This window comes from Cryobacterium sp. TMT3-29-2 (assembly GCF_004564305.1).
Classification (GTDB): domain Bacteria; phylum Actinomycetota; class Actinomycetes; order Actinomycetales; family Microbacteriaceae; genus Cryobacterium; species Cryobacterium sinapicolor.
In genome coordinates, this window is record NZ_SOGK01000074.1 from 24226 (window position 1) to 42485 (window position 18260).

General features: G+C 67.6%; 20 protein-coding genes and 1 tRNA gene. 8 read left to right on the top strand and 13 right to left on the bottom strand.

Going from position 1 to position 18260, the window contains the following annotated elements:
* Positions 1–31 precede the first annotated feature (31 nt).
* On the bottom strand, positions 32–328 hold the full coding sequence (locus E3O67_RS09260; protein WP_134428384.1) for a DUF3263 domain-containing protein: 297 nt from the start codon (positions 326–328) through the stop codon (positions 32–34).
* A gap of 199 nt (positions 329–527) precedes the next feature.
* Here E3O67_RS09260 and msrB point away from each other — a divergent pair, with 199 nt between their 5' ends.
* Positions 528–929 carry a peptide-methionine (R)-S-oxide reductase MsrB gene (msrB, locus tag E3O67_RS09265; protein ID WP_134428315.1) on the top strand — a complete coding sequence of 134 codons (402 nt, stop codon included), beginning with the start codon at positions 528–530 and terminating at the stop codon, positions 927–929.
* A gap of 3 nt (positions 930–932) precedes the next feature.
* On the top strand, positions 933–1490 hold the full coding sequence (locus E3O67_RS09270; RefSeq protein WP_135102518.1) for a nitroreductase family protein: 558 nt from the start codon (positions 933–935) through the stop codon (positions 1488–1490).
* An 83-nt stretch (positions 1491–1573) separates the two neighbouring features.
* On the opposite strand, the gene E3O67_RS09275 is transcribed toward E3O67_RS09270, so the two are convergent.
* Positions 1574–1646, bottom strand: a tRNA-Thr gene (locus E3O67_RS09275).
* Positions 1647–1718: 72 nt separating this feature from the next.
* Positions 1719–2633, bottom strand: coding sequence for a thioredoxin domain-containing protein (locus tag E3O67_RS09280; protein ID WP_134428311.1), 915 nt, complete (start codon positions 2631–2633; stop codon positions 1719–1721).
* 246 nt (positions 2634–2879) lie between these two features.
* On the opposite strand from E3O67_RS09280, the gene E3O67_RS09285 reads away from it, so the two are divergent.
* Together E3O67_RS09285 and E3O67_RS09290 are read left to right on the top strand one after the other, a co-directional pair.
* Complete coding sequence (locus tag E3O67_RS09285; protein ID WP_134428309.1) at positions 2880–3977, top strand: ABC transporter ATP-binding protein; 1098 nt, start codon at positions 2880–2882, stop codon at positions 3975–3977.
* A 93-nt stretch (positions 3978–4070) separates the two neighbouring features.
* Positions 4071–5399 (top strand): DUF4032 domain-containing protein, encoded by a 1329-nt coding sequence (locus tag E3O67_RS09290; protein WP_134428307.1) that lies wholly within the window; start codon positions 4071–4073, stop codon positions 5397–5399.
* Positions 5400–5427: 28 nt separating this feature from the next.
* On the opposite strand, the gene rlmB is transcribed toward E3O67_RS09290, so the two are convergent.
* The 4 genes from rlmB to E3O67_RS09310 all read right to left on the bottom strand — a co-directional run bounded on the left by rlmB (position 5428) and on the right by E3O67_RS09310 (position 9825).
* Entirely contained in the window at positions 5428–6534 is a 1107-nt protein-coding gene (rlmB, locus tag E3O67_RS09295; protein WP_134428305.1) for a 23S rRNA (guanosine(2251)-2'-O)-methyltransferase RlmB, read from the bottom strand.
* On the bottom strand, positions 6534–7949 hold the full coding sequence (gene cysS, locus E3O67_RS09300) for a cysteine--tRNA ligase (RefSeq protein WP_134428303.1): 1416 nt from the start codon (positions 7947–7949) through the stop codon (positions 6534–6536). Before cysS ends, rlmB begins: the two co-directional genes overlap by 1 nt.
* The gene (gene ispD / locus E3O67_RS09305; protein ID WP_135102519.1) at positions 7946–9184 is read right to left on the bottom strand and encodes a 2-C-methyl-D-erythritol 4-phosphate cytidylyltransferase; all 1239 of its coding nucleotides are present in this window, start codon (positions 9182–9184) and stop codon (positions 7946–7948) included. Before ispD ends, cysS begins: the two co-directional genes overlap by 4 nt.
* Positions 9185–9342: 158 nt before the next feature.
* Positions 9343–9825, bottom strand: coding sequence for a CarD family transcriptional regulator (locus E3O67_RS09310; protein WP_104100144.1), 483 nt, complete (start codon positions 9823–9825; stop codon positions 9343–9345).
* Between the two features lie 163 nt (positions 9826–9988).
* Here E3O67_RS09310 and E3O67_RS09315 point away from each other — a divergent pair, with 163 nt between their 5' ends.
* A complete protein-coding gene (locus tag E3O67_RS09315) occupies positions 9989–10465 on the top strand; it encodes a hypothetical protein (protein ID WP_134428299.1) in 477 nt (158 codons plus the stop codon).
* A gap of 187 nt (positions 10466–10652) precedes the next feature.
* Here E3O67_RS09315 and E3O67_RS09320 read toward each other — a convergent pair whose 3' ends face one another.
* Positions 10653–11333 (bottom strand): response regulator transcription factor, encoded by a 681-nt coding sequence (locus E3O67_RS09320; protein WP_134428297.1) that lies wholly within the window; start codon positions 11331–11333, stop codon positions 10653–10655.
* Positions 11330–12484 (bottom strand): cell wall metabolism sensor histidine kinase WalK, encoded by a 1155-nt coding sequence (locus E3O67_RS09325; RefSeq protein WP_134428295.1) that lies wholly within the window; start codon positions 12482–12484, stop codon positions 11330–11332. Before E3O67_RS09325 ends, E3O67_RS09320 begins: the two co-directional genes overlap by 4 nt.
* A 181-nt stretch (positions 12485–12665) precedes the next feature.
* Here E3O67_RS09325 and phoU point away from each other — a divergent pair, with 181 nt between their 5' ends.
* Complete coding sequence (gene phoU / locus E3O67_RS09330; RefSeq protein ID WP_134428293.1) at positions 12666–13322, top strand: phosphate signaling complex protein PhoU; 657 nt, start codon at positions 12666–12668, stop codon at positions 13320–13322.
* Positions 13323–13409: 87 nt separating this feature from the next.
* Here phoU and E3O67_RS09335 read toward each other — a convergent pair whose 3' ends face one another.
* The 4 genes from E3O67_RS09335 to E3O67_RS09350 form a co-directional block, all read right to left on the bottom strand.
* Positions 13410–14162 carry a phosphoglyceromutase gene (locus E3O67_RS09335; protein ID WP_134428291.1) on the bottom strand — a complete coding sequence of 251 codons (753 nt, stop codon included), beginning with the start codon at positions 14160–14162 and terminating at the stop codon, positions 13410–13412.
* Positions 14163–14203: 41 nt separating this feature from the next.
* Positions 14204–15391: a folate-binding protein YgfZ gene (locus tag E3O67_RS09340; protein WP_135102521.1), complete on the bottom strand. Its 1188-nt coding sequence runs from the start codon at positions 15389–15391 to the stop codon at positions 14204–14206.
* Positions 15392–15456: 65 nt separating this feature from the next.
* Positions 15457–16071: an FABP family protein gene (locus E3O67_RS09345; RefSeq protein ID WP_135102523.1), complete on the bottom strand. Its 615-nt coding sequence runs from the start codon at positions 16069–16071 to the stop codon at positions 15457–15459.
* Between the two features lie 216 nt (positions 16072–16287).
* A complete protein-coding gene (locus E3O67_RS09350) occupies positions 16288–16551 on the bottom strand; it encodes a hypothetical protein (protein ID WP_134428285.1) in 264 nt (87 codons plus the stop codon).
* A 74-nt stretch (positions 16552–16625) separates the two neighbouring features.
* Here E3O67_RS09350 and E3O67_RS09355 point away from each other — a divergent pair, with 74 nt between their 5' ends.
* On the top strand, positions 16626–17318 hold the full coding sequence (locus E3O67_RS09355; protein WP_134428283.1) for a response regulator transcription factor: 693 nt from the start codon (positions 16626–16628) through the stop codon (positions 17316–17318).
* Complete coding sequence (gene mshD / locus E3O67_RS09360) at positions 17293–18216, top strand: mycothiol synthase (RefSeq protein ID WP_241982091.1); 924 nt, start codon at positions 17293–17295, stop codon at positions 18214–18216. The genes E3O67_RS09355 and mshD overlap by 26 nt, the downstream gene beginning before the upstream one ends.
* The last annotated feature ends 44 nt before the right edge of the window (positions 18217–18260 follow it).

The window sequence follows — 18260 nt, forward strand, 5'->3', positions numbered from 1 at the left end:
GGTGATGACGGTGGGGGTGAAGGTCAGGGTGTCAATCGGTGGAATGAAGCGATCGGTGCTCCCGCGCCTGCGACCGGGCATCACGCATCCGTTGCAGGCGTTTCACCAGCATCGGATCGTGGGCCACGGCCAGCGGAGAGTCGATCAGGACACCCAGTAGTTGATAGTACCGGGCGGCCGACAGGCCGAACTCGGCCCGGATCGCCTGCTCCTTGGCGCCGGCGTGCTTCCACCACTGACGCTCGAAGGCGAGGATCGACCGGTCACGGGCGGACAGGCCGGCCGGGGACTCCGATTCCGAAGCCGATGGAGTCGGCGAAACGGGCATTCCGTCCACGTGCCACCTCCCTCGTTCTCTGCAATCATATTTGTCGGCGCCTGCGTACAGGCTGGACCGTTCGGCAGCGTTCCGCCTCGGCGCATAACACGGCCTGACTCCTGATCGAGGAATACCGCCGCGGTCCGGCGAGTTTAGTGTTGGTACAGCAGACTTCGGCCTTTCGGGGCCGAGCAGGAAGGAACGGAACATGGACTACGAGGTCGAGAAGTCGGATGCCCAGTGGCGAGCGGAACTGAGCCCCGAGAAGTACGCCGTCCTCCGCGGCGCCGCCACCGAGCGGGCGTGGACCGGCGAGCTCCTCGACGAGGGCCGGTCCGGGATTTACACCTGCGGGGCCTGCAACGCCGAACTGTTCAAGAGCGGCACGAAGTTCGACTCCGGTTGCGGCTGGCCCAGCTTCTACGAGTCGGTGCGCCCCGAGGCCGTTGAACTCCTCGAAGACCGCACCCTCGGCGTCGTGCGCACCGAGGTACGCTGCGCCAATTGCGGCTCACACTTGGGCCATGTCTTCGACGACGGATTCGGGACACCCACCGGTGACCGGTACTGCATGAACTCCATCTCGCTCAACTTCAAGCCGGTCGAGTAAGCGTTGTCCGACCTCCTCGAGGCGGTCGGTCGGCGGCGGTCCCACTCCAAAGTCACCGGCGAGGTGCCGACCCACGCTGAACTGCTGCCGCTGGTGGCTGTCGCGGCGCGCGTGGCCGACCATGGCGCGCTGCGACCGTGGCGGTTGATCGAGCTGCGCGGCGAGGCGCGCCGCCGCCTGGGCGAGGCCATGGTGCGGGCCGCCGGGCTGACCGGCGCAGACCCCGAGGCTGCCAGGCTCGCCGCGAAGCCCCTACGCGCCGAGCTTCTGATCGCCGTGGTCGCGAGCCGTCGCGAGAGCGAAAGCGTGGCGGTCTGGGAACAGGACGCCGTCGCGGCCGGCGTCGCCCACATGCTCAGCCTGCTCTTGTCCGAGCAGGGCTGGGGCGTCATGTGGCGCTCCGGCTCATTGACCCGCACCCGGCCCGTACACGACGCCCATGGGCTCGCCGCTTCGGAAGCACTGCTCGGCTGGCTGTATGTCGGCGGCGTGCCGAACGATGCGAAACCGGGCGTCCGCCAGTCGATCGATCCGGGCGATTTCCTCAGTTCGTTCCAGTGACGAGTCGTTCTGAAGACGCGTAATTGTGGGAACGTGCGAACCGGCGCTGCACGATCGGACGGACCTCAATCCGACGAAAAGAGGGCCGGCCACGGGACTTGAACCCGTAACCCCCACTTTACAAGAGTGGTGCGCTACCAATTGCGCCAGGCCGGCATGAGGTGATTGTCGCCTCGACACACCATCCTAAATGACGAACCTGAGCTGTGGGGCCAGATCGTCGGGAGCTCACCCGGCGGGCACCGGCTCCGGGGTCGGCGTCGATGTGGAGTAGGTCGCACCGGCGGCCTGGAGCACGAAGGCTGCGAACTCCTTCGGGTCGTCGAGGGCGCCGACGTACTGCTTTCCATTCACGAGCACGGTCGGTGTGCCCGTGATGGCCTCCACCTCGGTGTTCGGCAGTGGACCGGATAGAGCTCGGTCCGTCGAGGCGATGACCCAGGACTTGAAGGTCGTGTCGTCGATGCACTCGTTGATCTGCGATACCGCGTCACTCACGCCGGCGTCCTTCACGAGTCCCTTGATGGCCGCGTCGTCGTGACCGGCCGTGCCTTCCTTGGGCTGCTCCCGAAACAGGATGGCGTTGAAATCGTAGAAGTTCTCGGGAGCGAAATTCGCCACGCAGGCGGCGGCGTTCGCGGCCCGTAGTGAATACTTCGTGCCGGAAGATTTGTGGGTCAGGATCGAGACCGGGTGGATTTCGACGGTTGCGGCACCCGACGTGACCCACTGACTGATCTGCTCGCTGTTGGCTGCCTCGAACTCGCTGCAGAACGGGCAGAGGTAATCGGCGTAGACGCGAATGTCGGCGACGGTGCCGGTCCCATCCGGCTTGGACGGAATCGGCTTGGCCTCGGGCTGGAGCGCGGAGGTCGTGACCGGAGTCATTCCTTCGGTGATCAGCACGCCGTCGCTGGCCATGTTCGCCGGGCCGGGGCCGACCGGCGGAATCGAATTGATGATGACCACGACGACGACCGCGGCAATGGCGACGGCCGCGGCGGCTGTCCCGCCGCGCAGGGCGACCCGGTTGCGGCGGTCCTTCTTCTTCTGCTCCTCGCGGATCCGCTTGGCCTTGGTGCGAACCGCGTCACGTCGCTGATTCTTAGAGGGACGGCTATCGCCCGATCCGCCAATAGTCATGAATGCTCGCTCCGAATAGGTAAGTGCAGAGGCAAGCCATTTGCGAATGCCTCCCAAATAGTAGGTCCCCTTTCTGGGAAACGACCAGACGGCACCTGTTGCCGCCCTCCGCGGCACCATTGCCGCCGACGCTGCGTTCCCCCGACATGACATACTGAAAACGTTGACCTGTCGCTCGCGGCAGGCGTAGCAACCCATCACAACGGATCGTCCGGCACGTACCTGCCGGTGAAGGAGAAAACAACCATGGCTTCAGTCACGTTCGACAAGGCGACCCGCCTCTACCCGGGTTCCGCGATCCCTGCCGTCGACAAGCTCGACCTGTCGGTTGCCGACGGCGAGTTCCTCGTGCTGGTCGGTCCGTCCGGCTGCGGCAAGTCCACGTCTCTGCGCATGCTCGCCGGCCTCGAAGAGGTCAACGACGGCAACATCTTCATCGGTGAGCGCAACGTGACGGATGTCCCGCCGAAAGACCGCGACATCGCCATGGTCTTCCAGAACTACGCCCTCTACCCCCACATGACGGTCGCCGAGAACATGGGCTTCGCGCTCAAGATCGCCGGCGTCAACAAGGATGAGCGCGCCACCCGCGTCCTCGAAGCTGCCAAGCTGCTCGACCTCGAGCCGTACCTGAGCCGCAAGCCGAAGGCGCTCTCCGGTGGCCAGCGTCAGCGCGTTGCCATGGGCCGCGCCATCGTGCGTCAGCCCCAGGTGTTCCTCATGGACGAGCCCCTGTCGAACCTCGACGCCAAACTGCGCGTGCAGACCCGCACCCAGATCGCCTCGCTCCAGCGTCGTCTCGGCGTCACGACCGTCTACGTGACCCACGACCAGACCGAAGCCCTCACCATGGGCGACCGCATCGCGGTCCTGAAGGATGGCGTGCTCCAGCAGGTCGGTACCCCCCGCGACCTGTACTCGAAGCCGAACAACGTCTTCGTCGCCGGCTTCATCGGCAGCCCTGCCATGAACCTGTTCCTGGCTGACACCATCGACGGCGGCATCAAGTTCGGCACGGCGACGATCCCCGTGCCCCGCGAGACCCTGGCCGGCTCCACCGGCAAGAAGGTCACCATCGGAGTTCGGCCCGAGGACATCCACCTCTCCACCACGCACGGCGAGGGCCTCGAGGTCGCCGTCGACCTGGTCGAGGAGCTCGGCGCCGACGGTTACCTCTACGGGCACTCCACGGTCGAGGGCAAGCGCACCGACATCGTCGCTCGCGTCGATGGCCGTTCGCACCCGTCCGCCGGGGACACCGTCTACCTCACCCCGACGCCGCACCACATGCACGTGTTCGACGCCGAGACCGGCCTCCGCCTCGGTGGAGCAGTCGCCGACTAGGCACTCGCTCGTCAATGAACGGCCGGATGGAGCTTGCTCCACCCGGCCGTTTTCTCGTTCTCCGACCGCGGAGCACACCGGTAAACTCGTCGGATGAGCGGTTCACTCAACATCACGTCGGCCACTGCCGATCCAGCCCTGCTTGATCTTCCCTGGCACCTCCCGCTGGACGCCTGGCCCAACGAGAACATCGCGGCCCTGCCCAAGGGCATCTCCCGCCACCTCGTTCGTTTCGCGCACCTGAGCGGCCGCGTCGTCGCCATCAAGGAGACCACCAGCGAGATGGCCAAGCGAGAGTACGACATGCTCCGCACCCTGCAGGGCCTGGAGATCCCCTGCGTCGAGCCGCTCGCCGTGATCACGAACCGCACCGATGACGACGCCGAGCCGCTGAACTCGGTGCTCGTCACCCGGCACCTGAAGTTCTCGCTCCCCTACCGAGCCCTCTACTCGCAGACGCTGCGGCCCGACACCGCCACCCGGCTGGTCGACGCCCTCGCCCTGCTCCTGGTGCGCGTGCACATGGCCGGCCTTTTCTGGGGTGACGTGTCACTCTCTAACACCCTCTTCCGTCGTGACGCCGGCGCGTTCGCGGCGTACCTCGTCGACGCCGAGACCGGGCAGTTGTACCCGGGCGGGCTGTCCAATGGCCAGCGTGAGAACGACCTGGAGATCGCGCGCGTCAACATCGCCGGTGAGCTCATGGACCTCGAGGCCGGCGGCCGCGCGGCTGACGAGCTCGACCCCATCCGGGTGAGCAACGGCATCGTCGCCGCCTATCGGCTGCTCTGGAAGGAACTGACCGGATCCGAATCCTTCGCCAGCTCCGAGCGCTGGCGCATCACGGAACGCGTCGAACGCCTCAACGACCTCGGGTTCGACATCGAGGAACTGGCCATCAAGACCGACAACACGGGCACGACCGTGCGCATCCAGCCCAAGGTCGTCGACGCCGGTCACCACCAACGGCGCCTGCTGCGGCTGACCGGGCTCGACGCCGAGGAGAACCAGGCCCGGCGCCTGCTCAATGACCTCGACTCCTACCGGGTCTCCTACGGCGATCCGGAGGCCGACGAGGAAATGCTGGCACACGAGTGGCTGGTGCGCGTCTTCGAACCCGTCATCCGGGCCATCCCCCGCGACCTCAAGGGCAAGCTGGAGCCCGCCGAGATTTTCCACCAAATGCTCGACCACCGCTGGTTCATGGCCCAGAACCAATCCCGGGACATCCCGCTGGCCGAGGCCGTCACCTCCTACGTCCAGAACGTGCTGCGACACCGCCGCGACGAGGCCACCGTGATCGAGCCGGCTACCGGCGAGATCACCATCCCGATCGACGTGACCGACGATGAGAGCGCCGCCCTCGCGGACGCGGCCGAGTCCGCTGCCGACGACGAGGCCGACTGGCGCCTCAAGGTTTAGCCAACGGGCCCTCCTGCCGGGACGAGGGTCAGGAGGCGGGGGCTGCCGCCGCGGCTGAGGCGGCCTGCTTCGCAGCCTTGGCGGCCTTCGCGGCCGCGCGCAGGCGGGAGACCTCGTACAGCGTCACTCCGGCTGCGATTCCCGCATTGAGGGATTCGGTCGAGGCGCTGATCGGGATCGACACGATCGCGTCGCAGGTCTCGGTGACGAGGCGGGACAGCCCCTTGCCCTCGCTGCCGACGACGATCACGATCGGGCGCTCGGCGAACCCGATGCCGAGCTCGGGCAACTGGGTGTCGCCGTCTCCGGCGAGGCCGATCACGAGCACACCGCGCTCCTTGAGCGCCTTGAGCGACTGGGTCAGGTTGGTGGCCATGGCGACGGGCAGGCGGGCCGCGGCGCCGGCCGAGGTCTTCCACGCCGACGCAGTCACGCCGACGGACCGACGCTGCGGCACAATCACGCCGTGTCCGCCGAACGCGGCCGTCGAGCGGATGATGGCACCGAGGTTGCGGGGGTCGGTGATGCCGTCGAGGGCGACGAAGAGCGGCTTGTGGCCGCGGCTGATCGTCAGTTCCAGCAGCTCGAGGGGCTCGGCGTACTCGTAGGCCGGCACCTTCAGCGCGAGGCCCTGGTGCACGGAGTCTCGCCCGGCCAGACGGTCGAGCTCCGGGCGCATGACCTCGAGCACGGGGATGCCGCGGGTCGTCGCCAGGGTGAGGACTTCCTTCACCCGTACGTCCATTTCAATCCGCGTGGCCATGTACAGGGCTGTGGCGGGGATCTTCGCCCGCAACGCTTCCAGCACCGAGTTGCGCCCGGTCACGACCTCATGCTCGTCGATCTGCTTGGCTCGCCGCGTCGACGCTCCGCCGCCGCCGGTGTTGCCGGTGGTGGCGGCGCGAGGCGCGCTCTTGGGTCCCGCGGAGCCCCGGCTGCGGCCGCCGCCGGCCGCGACGAAGCGGTCCTGAGCGAGCTTGCGCTTGCCTGCGGGGTGGTACGGGCGGTCCTCCGCCTTGGGTGTGGGCTTCTTGCCCTCGAGCGCCTGGCGTCCCTGGCCGCCGGAACCGACCTGCGGTCCCCGGCTGCCCTTACGCACGGCCCCGGTGCGTGACTTGCGGTCTGTGTTCTTCATCAGTCAAAACTCCAATGGGCACCCGAGGGGGTGTCTTCGATGGTAATTCCGGCGGCGACGAGCTCGTCCCGGATACGGTCTGCGGCCGCGTAGTCGCGGCCCTGCCTTGCGATCTCGCGGTCGTCGAGCAGGCGCTCGACCAGGGCCGTGAGTGCGATCATGGCCGGTTCATCCGTTGCCACTGACCAGCCCGACGAGAGCGGGTTGATCCCGAGTACCTCGCTCATGGCCAGCACGTGACCCCGCGCGGCGGCCGCCGCATGCAGGTCTTCGGCATCCAGGGCCGCGTTGCCGGTGCGCACAGTGTCGTGCAGAACGGCCAGAGCCTGAGGCACTGCCAGGTCGTCGTCCATGGCCGACGCGAACTCGTCGGGGACGATTTCGACGCCGGATCCGGCGAAACGGGTGTCTGCCAAGCGGCGGTCGGCGCGGTCGAGGAAGCTCTCGATCCGTTCGAGGGCCGCTTCGGCCTCCACCAGGGAACCCTCGTGGTAGTCAATGGTGGACCGGTAGTGGGCCGCCCCCAGGTAGTAACGCACGACGATGGCGCGCGCCTGATCGAGAAGCTCCGCCGCGAAGACCGAGTTGCCCAGCGACTTGGACATTTTCTGCCCGTTCACGTTGACCAGCCCGTTGTGCACCCAGTAGTTCGCGAAGCCGTCGCCGGCGGCGGCGGACTGGGCCAGCTCGTTCTCGTGGTGCGGGAAACGCAGGTCGAGCCCGCCGCCGTGGATGTCGAAGTGGGCGCCGAGGTAGCGGGACGCCATGGCTGAGCACTCGATATGCCAGCCGGGCCGGCCGGCTCCCCACGGGGACGGCCAGGAGGCGGACTCCGGCTCGGCGGCCTTGCGGCCCTTCCAGAGGGCGAAGTCCCGCGGGTCTTTCTTGCCGCGTGGATCGGCATCCGCTGCCGGCTCCATGTCGCCGCGGCGCTGACGGGTGAGGTCGCCGTAGTCGGCCCAGTTCGCCGTGTCGAAGTAGACGTCGCTGGACCCGTCATCGGCAGGATACGCGTGCCCGCGCTCGATCAGACGGGTGATCAGGTCCTGCATCTGCTGGATGCTGGCGGTCGCCCGCGGTTCGTAGCTGGGGGCGAGGATTCCGAGCCGCTGGTATCCGGCCGTGAACTCCAGCTCGTAGCGATAGGCGAGTGCCCACCACTGCTCGGTGCCGCCGGCCGCGTGGTCCAGGATCTTGTCGTCGATGTCGGTGACATTTCGCACGAAGGTGACGTCGAAGCCGCGGTAGGTGAGCCAACGGCGCAACTGGTCATACACGAGAGCGCTGCGCAGGTGGCCGATGTGGGGAGAGGACTGCACGGTGGGTCCGCAGACGTAGATACCCACCGCGCCGGGCGTGACGGGTATGAAGTCGCGGAGGGCCTGGGCCCTGGAATCGTAGAGTCGCATGGTCACACCTCCCAGCTTAGGTCAGGGTCTGCCGGACGTCTCGGGAGAATGAGAGCCGTGGCGATGGCGGCGAGGCCCTCTCCTCGACCGGTGAACCCCAGGGCATCCGTCGTCGTCGCCGAGACGGCGACCGGCGCGTTCAGCAGCGCACCGAGAAGAGCCTCGGCCTCGGCCCGGCGGGGACTGAGTTTGGGTCGGTTGCCGATGATCTGCACCGAGACGTTGCCGACCCGGAACCCGGCGTCCGCCAGCAGGCGCAAGGTCTCGCGCAGGAACACATCGCCGTGGGCGCCGTCGAGGCGCGGATCGGACGTGCCGAAGACGCCGCCGATATCGCCCAGCCCGGCTGCGGAGAGCAGGGCGTCGCAGATTGCGTGCACGGCGGCGTCGCCATCACTGTGCCCTGACAGTCCGCGCTCCCCCGGCCAGTGCAGGCCGGCCAACCACAGTTCGGAGCCGTCGTCGAAGGCGTGCACATCGAGCCCGGTGCCCACGCGGGGCACGGCGTCGGTGCCGGGAGCGGAGTCAGCCGGTCGCCGTGCACCGAGCAGGGCCTCGGCCCGGGCGAGGTCCCACGGGGTTGTGATCTTGAACGCGAGCGGGTCACCGGCGATGACGCTGACCGGGTGGCCGGCCGCGGCCACGACTCCCGCGTCGTCGGTCGTCTCGAGCGACGAACCGGCGGATGCCGCGGCAGCCGCAATGACGAGCATCTGCCTCGGGAAACCCTGCGGGGTCTGCACGGCGGAGAGTCCGGCGCGGTCCACCGTGCCCAGGATCTCGCCGGCCGCGGAAACGCTCTTGATGGTGTCGACCACGGCCAAGCCAGGCACGATGCCGTGGCCGGTGGCCCGCACCGCGTCGACGACTGCGTCGCAGAGCGCGGCCGGGGTGAGGGCGCGCGCGGCGTCGTGCACCAGGACCGTGCGCACTGCCGGGTGCAGCATGGCCAGTCCGCGGTTCACCGACTCCTGCCGGGTCACTCCGCCTGCCACCACGGCGACGGATGCCGCCCCGCCGACTGCCGAGGCGATCCGGCGGGCGTCGGCCAGATGGGTGTCGGGCGCGACGACGATGACCTGCACCGGGTCCCTCATCCCGAACACGGAGAGCAGCGCGCGCTCGAGCAGGGTGCGTCCGGCCAGCGAGACGAACGCCTTCGGCTCGGCGTGGCCGAGGCGACTGCCGCTCCCGGCGGCGACGACGATGACCGCGACCTCTGGCGCAGGGGTTTCAGTCATGTCTGGAGGCTATCTGGTGAGGTCGGCGACGAGTGGACGCGGGACGATGGGTGAAGATGTGGTGCGGGCGGTGGGAGCCCGAAACGCGAAAGGCGGCACCTCGCGGCGCCGCCTTCCAACGAAAGCATTTCTGACTACGTGGGTTCGGGTTGCGTGGGTTAGGACGCCAGGACCTCGTCGAGGACCGTGGAGGCCTTCTCTTCGTCTGTCTTCTCGGCGAGGGCCAGCTCGGAGATCAGAATCTGGCGGGCCTTGGCCAGCATCCGCTTCTCCCCAGCGGACAGGCCGCGGTCCTGATCGCGGCGCCACAGGTCGCGAACAACCTCGGACACCTTGATGACGTCACCGGACGCCAGCTTTTCCAAGTTGGCCTTGTACCGGCGGGACCAGTTGGTGGGTTCTTCGGTGAACGGTGCGCGCAGCACCTCAAACACCTTGTCGAGACCCTCCTGGCCGATCACATCGCGAACGCCGACCAGGTCGACGTTCTCGGCTGGCACCTCGATGGTCAGATCGCCTTGGGTGACGTTGAGCTTCAGGTACAGTTTCTCTTCACCCTTGACCATGCGCGTCTTCACCTCGGTGATCGTCGCGGCACCATGGTGGGGATAAACGACGGTTTCGCCAACCTCAAACAGCATGTGTATATCCCTTCAGCAGCGTCTACAATACCACAGCCATCGATGGTAGGGTTCGCCGCGCTCGGCGCGCACCGTCCGGACCGGCTGGAGCCAGTAGGCTGAAGCGAAAGCTAAATTTGCAGCGTTTGGCCGTCAGGCGGAACGGTGAACTGTTGGAGGCGTTGTGAAAGCTCGAATCATCGTGTCCGTCGTCGTGGCGGCCGGCATCCTATTGGGTACCAGCGGCTGCAACCTGTGGGCACCGCAGTCGACGACCACAATGTACGACGCGAGCGACGGAGTCAGCGGCAACGTCGGCGACCTTGCCATCCGCAACGCCATGCTCCTCTCCAACGACGGCGCCGTCGCAAACCTCGTGGTCACCGTCGTCAACAAGGGGGACTCAGCGCACAGCCTGAGCGTGCAGTATGACGACGGCACCGAGAAGGTCACTCAGGACGTCAACGTGGATGCGAACTCCAGCGTCACGATTGGCACGACGGATGCTCCGTCGGTCACCGTCAGTGCCGACGTCGCACCGGGGTCGCTGTTCCCGGTCTTCTTCCAGTACGGCAACGAGACCGGCGTCGAGGTTCTCGTCCCGGTTCTCGACGGCTCGCTCGAGGAGTACTCGACGCTGCTGCCGACCCCCGCCCCGTAGGGCGAGGCCGACCGCCGGTTCACGGTCGCCCAACACGCTGAGGGTCAGGCCCACGGGGTGCGCCGCCCGCGTCCCTGCTTAAACGTCGAACCAATTCGACGGAGATTCTCCCGCGGAACAGCCTTATCGGGCCGTTCAGGTCCAATTTCGGCAAAATCTCCGTCGAATTCGTTCGGAGGAATGCCGCTCAGGCGTCGAAGCGGTAGCCGAGGCCGCGCACGGTGACCAGCATGGCCGGATCGGACGGCGTGGCCTCAATCCGTGACCTGATTCGCTTGATGTGCACGTCCAGGGTCTTGGTATCGCCGAAGTAGTCGCTGCCCCAGACCCGGTCGATCAGCTGGCCTCGGGTGAGCACCCGGCCGGCGTTGCGGAGCAGGAACTCCAGCAACTCGAATTCCTTCAACGGCAGGTTCACGATCTCGCCGGACACCGTCACGGTGTGCCGCTCGGTGTCCATCCGCACGGTGCCCGCCGACAGCAGGCTCAGGTCCTCGCCGACCTCGTCGGTGCGGCGTCTGGAGACGGCACGGATGCGGGCGAGCAGTTCCCGGGTCGAATACGGCTTGGTGACGTAGTCGTCGGCGCCGAGCTCGAGCCCGACGACGATATCGACCTCGGAGTCCTTGGCGGTCAGCATGATGATCGGCACCGACGACCGCGTGCGGATCTCCCGGCACACCTCCGTGCCCGGGATGCCGGGAAGCATGAGGTCGAGCAGAATCAGGTCCGCGCCGGTGCGGTCGAACTCCGTGATGGCGCTCGGCCCGTCTTCGGCGACGGTGACCTCGTATCCCTCCCGCTCGAGCAGGAAGCTGAGCGGCTCACTGAGCGCGCTCTCGTCTTCGACCAGAAGGATGTGGGTCATGGGGTGTCTCCTATCGCCGCCGGAGCGGGGTGCGGCGCCTCCGGGAGGCGGATGGTGAAGGTCGAACCGCTACCCGGCTGCGACCAGACGCGAATGTCGCCGCCGTGGATCTGAACGATGTGTTTGACGATCGCAAGGCCGAGCCCCGTGCCGCCGGTGTGCCGCGACCGGGCCTGGTCGACGCGGAAGAATCGTTCGAAGATCCGATCGAGATCGGCTTCCTCGATGCCCACGCCCTGGTCGGTCACGCTGATTTCGACGACTCCGGCGTTCTTGCGCACGCCGACCCCGACCCGGGAACCCTCCGCCGAGTAGTTCACGGCGTTGGCCACGAGATTGTGCACGGCCATCACGAGGAGCCGATCGTCGCCGCTGACCTCGGCACCCGATTTCTTGCCCACGGCGATCGTGATCTGGTCCGCCTCCGCCGTGACCCGGCTCTGGTCCACCGCCGCGGCCACGATGGCGTCGACGTTGACGATCTCGGGCTCGGTGAGGGAGTCCTGCGCCTGCAGGCGGGACAGTTCGATGATCTCCTGGGTCAGGCGGGTGAGCCGCCCGGACTCGGTGGTGAGGCGGTTCGCGAAGCGGCGCACCTGCACCGGTTCGTCGGCCGCCTGGTTGAGCGCCTCGGCCAGCAGTCCTACGGCGGCGATGGGCGTCTTCAGCTCATGGCTGATGTTGGCGACGAAGTCGCGGCGAACCTCGTCGAGTCGGAAGGCCTCGGTGCGGTCCTCCGCCAGCACCAGGACATAGCGTGTTCCCAACCGGGCCAGGCGCACCCGCACGCGCATGCTGGCATCGCCGAACGGTCCGCGGGAGAGAACCAGGTTCTCCGAGATCGGCTCACCGGAACGGCGCACCTGGCTGATCAGGTCCAGGAGCTCGGTGTGCACCAGCTGCCGGTTCCAGACCAGCCCCATGGACACCGCGGCCTGGGATGCCTTGATCACGTTGTTGGACGGGTCGACCACGGCCCCGGCCGTCTCGAGAGCGTCGAGCACCTGGTCGATCCCGTCGGGGACGGCCGGGTTCACCACCTCGGCGGCGCGCCGGCCGTGGCGTTCTGCCACGTGCAACAGCGTCATGAATCCGGCACCGACAGTGAGGCCGAGAGCCAGCGCCAGCAGCACAAGCCCTGTGGATTCCATTTATCCAGATTACTGACACTTATTCCGGGCGGGTGACATGGCCGTCGCAACGCGCAGGCTACTTTGGGTAGTGTTCAAGACCACGGCACCTGCCGTTAACCTCGCTCCCCCATGATTCGGTGGAGGCCGGGCAGGTCTCACGTGTCTGCGCGTTACGCGCGCCCAGGAAGGACCACACACCATGCGTGAAGTATTCCAGCAGGAACTCGCCGAAGTGCAGGATCGCCTCGTCGAGATCTCCCGTCTCGTGGCGATCTCCATCGACAAGGCGACGCGCGCCTTCAACGAATCCGACGTCGGCCTGGCCGAGGAAGCGATCACCGAAGACGAGAAGATCGACGAGCTGACCATCGAACTCGATGAACTGGCAATCACGATCCTCGCCCGCCAGCAGCCGGTCGCACGCGACCTGCGGATCGTCGTCAGCGCCCTGCGTATCAGTGCCTCGCTCGAACGGATGGGCGATCTGTCCACCCACATCGCGCAGTTGGCCCGCTACCGGTTCCCCGACAAGGTCGTGCCGAAGAGCCTGCGCGGCACGTTCGCGGAGATGGGCACGCTCGTCACGGCGATCGCGCTCATGCTGACCGAGCTCCTGACCAATGAGGACATGGTTCTGGCCGAGACCATCCGCAACGAAGACGACAAGGTCGATGCGTTGCACCTCAGCGTGTTCGACGCCGTGCTCGGGGCGACGTGGAAGGGCCAGGCGGCCGACACGGTCGACTCCACCCTCGCCAGCCGCTACCACGAGCGCTTCGCCGACCACGCGGTCTCGATCGCGAAGAAGGTGCAGTACCTCGGCACCGGCGCCTGGCAGCAGAACACGAGCGCCTAGGGTCCCGGCGGTCCCGCAGCGCACGAACGAGAAAGCCCCGGAAGCGATCGCTTCCGGGGCTTTCTCGTTCGTGGTGGGTGAGAGGGACTACTTCTTGTTGCCCTGGGCCGCGACCGCTGCGGCACCGGCTGCAGCAGCCTCGGGGTCAAGGTAACGGCCGGGGCCGAGCGGCATCATGTCGGCACCGAGACGGTAGACCAGAGGGATCCCGGTGGGGATGTTCAGCTCGGCGATGTCCGCGTCGCTGATGCCGTCGAGGTGCTTGACCAGCGCACGCAGCGAGTTGCCGTGGGCGGTGACGAGAACCGTCTTGCCCGCACGCAGGTCGGGAGTGATGTCGGATTCCCAGTAGGGCAGCATCCGGTCGACGACGTCGCTAAGGCATTCGGTGCGGGGCAGGTCGTCACCCAGGGCCGCGTACCGTGCGTCGTGAGCCTGAGACCACTGGGAGTCGTCGGCCAGCACGGGCGGCGGCACATCGAACGAGCGACGCCACAGCTGGAACTGCTCGGGACCGAACTTGGCGAGGGTCTCCGCCTTGTCGAGGCCCTGCAGGGCGCCGTAGTGGCGCTCGTTAAGACGCCAGGAACGCTTGACGTCGATCCACAGCCGGTCGGCTTCCTCGAGCGCGATGTTCGCGGTCTGGATGGCGCGGGTAAGTAATGAGGTGTGCAGGATGTCGGGCAGCAGGCCTGACTCGGCGAGAAGCTCGCCGGCACGCTTGGCTTCGCCCGCGCCCTGCTCGCTCAGCCTGACATCCACCCAGCCGGTGAAGAGGTTTTCTTGGTTCCATAGGCTTTGGCCGTGACGGAGAAGGATGAGATTGTATGCATCTGACATGCGTCCAACTCTACCGACGTGGCGGGCGCGCCGGGGCGGAGTCAGCGTCCGGGCGTGCGGATGCCGAGCCGGGGCAGGCGCGGGATTTCGGCGACCGAGCCGGCCGACTGCGGCACGATGACCTCCTGGGCGGCCGCGACGAGGATGCCCTGGGATGCCACGTACAGGGTGACCGTGGCCGGCACGGTGCGCTTGACCGTGGCGAGCGCGATCGGGCCGAGCTCGTAGTGGATGGCGCTGGAGGTGATCTTGCCGATTCCGCGGTGCTCGGTCGTTCCATCGGCCAGCTGCTTCACCGCCTGCACCTCGTCGCCGTGCACGGGGAGCACCGCATCGGAGCCGTCGAGGTGCAGCAGCACCAGCCGGCGCGGCGGATGCCCGAGGTTGTGCACCTTGGCCACGGTCTCCTGGCCGCGGTAGCAGCCCTTGTTCAGGTGCACGGCGCTGCGAAGCCAGTCGAGTTCGTGCGGCAGGCTCTTCTCGTCGACCTCCGTGGCGCGGCGCGGGCGCCAGGCTGCGATCCGCAGGGCCTCGAGGGCGAGAAGCCCGGCGGCGCCGACCTCGCCGTTCCGCACGGCGTCGCGCAGGGTAGGCAGGGACGCGCGCGCAACCAGGGTCTCGGTCCAGTGCCACGCGGCGGCCGGGTGCACGGGTCCCGGCGCGTACTGGTATCCGCCCGTGGCGACCTGGGTCCAGGGGTCGCGCCACACCAGCGGCACTCCGTTCGGCGCCGCCGGGGTCAGCGGCAGCGTCGACGGGTCACCCATCGCCCCGATCACGGCGTAGGCGAGAGTGTGGTCGACGACCTGCACGCGCAGGGTGAAACGCATCTTGTCCAGCCACGCGTGCAGCCCGGGCAATTGCGCCGCCTCGACCAGTAGCCAGGTCTCGACCCCGTCGTCGACAACCCCCATGGCGTATTCGACGTGGCCGTTCGGATCGAGCAGAAGCGTCTCGGTGCACTCCCCCGGCGCTAGGCGGCGCAACTCCTGGCTGGAGATGGAGTTGAGCCAGGTCAGCCGGTCCGGGCCGGCGACGCTCAGCACGCCGTGGTGGGACAGGTCGACGACCGCTCCCCCGGCGAGGAGACGGCGCTGCTCCGTGAGAGGTCCGCCATAGTGCGCGGCCACGCCGGCATCGAGGCTCTCGGCCTGCACGGCGCCGTCGAGTTCGAGCAGCGGGGACGTGAGCTGAGGGGAGGGGCCGGGCGACAGAGGTGCATCGGTCATGGGAACTCTTTCCAACGGACGGTTCGGCGCCGGGCGCCGGGGTGTGGGGCGCCGGAGCGCGCGGGCTATTCGACCCGCTTGAGGCGGCCGGACGCGTGCGTGCGCAGGCTTTGGCCGAGGGCTGCGATGTCCCAGGCCCAGAGCAGGTGGCCGTCGACCAGACCGTAGAGCCTCGTCGCGGCGGAGTAGGGTTTGGCACCCTGGGTGCGCATCACGGCATCCGTCGCCAGGTCGATGCGCGGGCCCTTGACCTGGCCGAGATAGATTTCCGCGACTCCGCCGGGGTGCACGATGGTCACGTCGATGTCGAAGGCGTTGTCCGCGTTGCGGAGGGTTTCGACCGCGGCGGCGGTGACGAACGGATGCTCGCCCACGGCCGGCAGCAGACCCGGACCGGGATCGCCGAGCCCCTGGGTACGGCTCAGCCGCCAATACCCGGTTTCCGTCATCAGCGGAGTCTTCTCGTCGCCGACGGAGCCGGGCGCGGTTTCGAGCCAGGTATAAGAGCTGTAGTTCAGATGCGGCAAGCCGTCGTGGCTGAAGCTCAACCGGTGGCCGAACTCTTGGCTGACCGATTCCTCGCCGACCTGGTAGTCGATGACTCCCGACCCCTCCCACACCCCGAGCAGCCACGACAGCGGCACGAGTTCGGAGGGGAGTTGAGTGGGGAGCTCAAACATCGAAGGCTACCGCTGCCCCCGGTACAGCTTGAACAGGACCAGTCCGGACACCCAGGCGATCGACAGGCTCGCCAGCGCGAGCAGCCCCAGGAAGAAGATTTCGATAGCGAGGATTGACATGCCATCCATTCTAGTCCGCCGGCGCCCGATAACCCCGCGGCAGGCCGAACGGAACCAGGCCGTACCTCGCAGAGGCGGAGCAGAGTCGATTCAGTGTCAGAGAAGCCCGGTCAGAGCGAAGATTCCGGTGGCGGCGGCAAGCACGGCCACGGCTCCGACGAGGCTGGTGGTCACCCGATCCACATAGCCTTCCTTGCGTCCGGTCGCGAGCTGCACGCTCAGCGTTCCGATCGTGCAGCCGGCGAAGGCGAGGCTGATCCAGACCAAGTGTTGGCCGGAAAGGGACAGCCAGCCGGTCAACACGGCGCAGGCGAGCGCGAACGACCACACCACGACGACGCTCTTCCACTGCCAGCTCACCCTCCCATTCTGCCTTGCCTGGGACCCTTTCCGTGGCACGCTAGGATTAGCCGCACAATCCTTGGAGGGTGCGCGTGGCCCAATTGTTGATCCTGACCTCGGCGGTCAACAGTGATGTCCTTCCTGCTCTCGCCTTGCTGTCACACGGTACGCGCGTCATCCCCGCACAGCCGGAACAGCTCGTGACCGCGCCCGACGCCGACCTGATGCTCGTAGACGCCCGTTCCAATCTCATGGCGGCCAAGTCGCTCTGCCAGATTCTGCGCACCACGGGAAGCACGGTCCCGCTGCTCCTCGTGATCACGGAGGGCGGCCTGGCCGCGGTGAGCCCGGACTGGGGCGTCGACGACGTCATCCTCGAGACGGCCGGGCCGGCCGAGGTGGACGCGCGCATCCGTCTCGCCGCCGGGCGCGTGCCCCGCGCGGAGGAGTCCGCCACCATCCGCGTCGCCGGGGTCGTCATCGACGAAGCCAGCTACTCCGCCAAGGTGCACGGCCGGCCGCTGGACCTCACCTACAAGGAATTCGAACTCCTGCGCTTTCTGACCGCCCACCCGTCGCGGGTCTTCACCCGCGAGCAGCTGCTCAGCGAGGTCTGGGGTTACGACTACTTCGGCGGCACCCGCACCGTGGACGTGCACGTGCGGCGGCTGCGGGCGAAACTGGGCGTCCAGGAATCCCTGATCGGCACGGTGCGCAACGTCGGCTACCGGTTCAATGTGCAGGAACAGGACGGTACCCGTGGCATTCATCCGGTTCGCGCCTGATCTGACGGATGCCGCCTTCGCGGCCGAGTTCCACCGGGTCGGCGCCGCCGCCACCCGGGCCGACGGCTACGCGCCGTTCAACGAGCAGTCCCTCTTCGACGTGGCAGCCGGACACCGCACCCCGTTCCTGGTCATGGACAGCGAGGACGCGGGCGAGGACGCCGTCGTCGGCGCGGGCATCCTCGGCGCCGGCGAACTCGACCTCGTGGTCGAACCGTCCCGGCGTCGGCTCGGGCACGGCGCGGCCGCCCTGGCCGCTCTCCTGGCCGACGCCACCGGGGACCTTCAAATCTGGTCGCACGGCGACCACCCCGCCGCCCGGGTGCTCGCCGACCGTTTCGGGTTCACAGCCGAGCGCACCCTGTTGCAGTTGCGAATGGACCTGTCGACGGCGGCGCCGGCCGGCGCCGCGGCCGAGCCCGGAGACCCAGCCCGCGCCGGCATCCGTGCCGATCTTCGGATCGACGCATTCCGGCCCGGCCAGGACGACGGCGAGTGGGTGGCGCTGAACGCTCTGGTGTTTGCCGCGCACCCGGAGCAGGGGGCGCTGACCGTGAGCGATCTGGCCGCCCGCCAGGCCGAACCGTGGTTCTCGGCCGTCGACTTCCTGGTGGCCCGCGAGGCCGGCATTGAACGGATGATCGGCTACAACTGGGTCAAAATCGAGCCGGACTCCCCGGTGGGCGAGATCTACGTCGTCGGCGTGCACCCGGATGCCGCCGGTCGCGGCGTCGGCCGCCGACTGATGCTGGCCGGACTCGACCGCCTCCGCGAACGCGGCTGCCGCACTGCCGACCTCTACGTGGAGGCCGATAGCGCCGCCGCGGTCGCTCTGTACCGTTCGATCGGTTTCACGGAGCGAACCGTTGATGTCCAGTACCGCCGGCGCCCGCGTTAACGAGTGTTCATCCAAGATCGTCGCATTCGCGCGGTCGGCAGTGT

Excerpts from the sequence above, each read along its gene's own strand:
- E3O67_RS09260 (WP_134428384.1), bottom strand. The coding sequence starts at position 328 with ATGCCCGTTTCGCCGACTCCATCGGCTTCGGAATCGGAGTCCCCGGCC.
- msrB (WP_134428315.1), top strand. The coding sequence starts at position 528 with ATGGACTACGAGGTCGAGAAGTCGGATGCCCAGTGGCGAGCGGAACTG.
- E3O67_RS09280 (WP_134428311.1), bottom strand. The coding sequence starts at position 2,633 with ATGACTATTGGCGGATCGGGCGATAGCCGTCCCTCTAAGAATCAGCGA.
- E3O67_RS09285 (WP_134428309.1), top strand. The coding sequence starts at position 2,880 with ATGGCTTCAGTCACGTTCGACAAGGCGACCCGCCTCTACCCGGGTTCC.
- E3O67_RS09290 (WP_134428307.1), top strand. The coding sequence starts at position 4,071 with ATGAGCGGTTCACTCAACATCACGTCGGCCACTGCCGATCCAGCCCTG.
- rlmB (WP_134428305.1), bottom strand. The coding sequence starts at position 6,534 with ATGAAGAACACAGACCGCAAGTCACGCACCGGGGCCGTGCGTAAGGGC.
- ispD (WP_135102519.1), bottom strand. The coding sequence starts at position 9,184 with ATGACTGAAACCCCTGCGCCAGAGGTCGCGGTCATCGTCGTCGCCGCC.
- E3O67_RS09310 (WP_104100144.1), bottom strand. The coding sequence starts at position 9,825 with ATGCTGTTTGAGGTTGGCGAAACCGTCGTTTATCCCCACCATGGTGCC.
- E3O67_RS09320 (WP_134428297.1), bottom strand. The coding sequence starts at position 11,333 with ATGACCCACATCCTTCTGGTCGAAGACGAGAGCGCGCTCAGTGAGCCG.
- E3O67_RS09325 (WP_134428295.1), bottom strand. The coding sequence starts at position 12,484 with ATGGAATCCACAGGGCTTGTGCTGCTGGCGCTGGCTCTCGGCCTCACT.
- phoU (WP_134428293.1), top strand. The coding sequence starts at position 12,666 with ATGCGTGAAGTATTCCAGCAGGAACTCGCCGAAGTGCAGGATCGCCTC.
- E3O67_RS09335 (WP_134428291.1), bottom strand. The coding sequence starts at position 14,162 with ATGTCAGATGCATACAATCTCATCCTTCTCCGTCACGGCCAAAGCCTA.
- E3O67_RS09340 (WP_135102521.1), bottom strand. The coding sequence starts at position 15,391 with ATGACCGATGCACCTCTGTCGCCCGGCCCCTCCCCTCAGCTCACGTCC.
- E3O67_RS09345 (WP_135102523.1), bottom strand. The coding sequence starts at position 16,071 with ATGTTTGAGCTCCCCACTCAACTCCCCTCCGAACTCGTGCCGCTGTCG.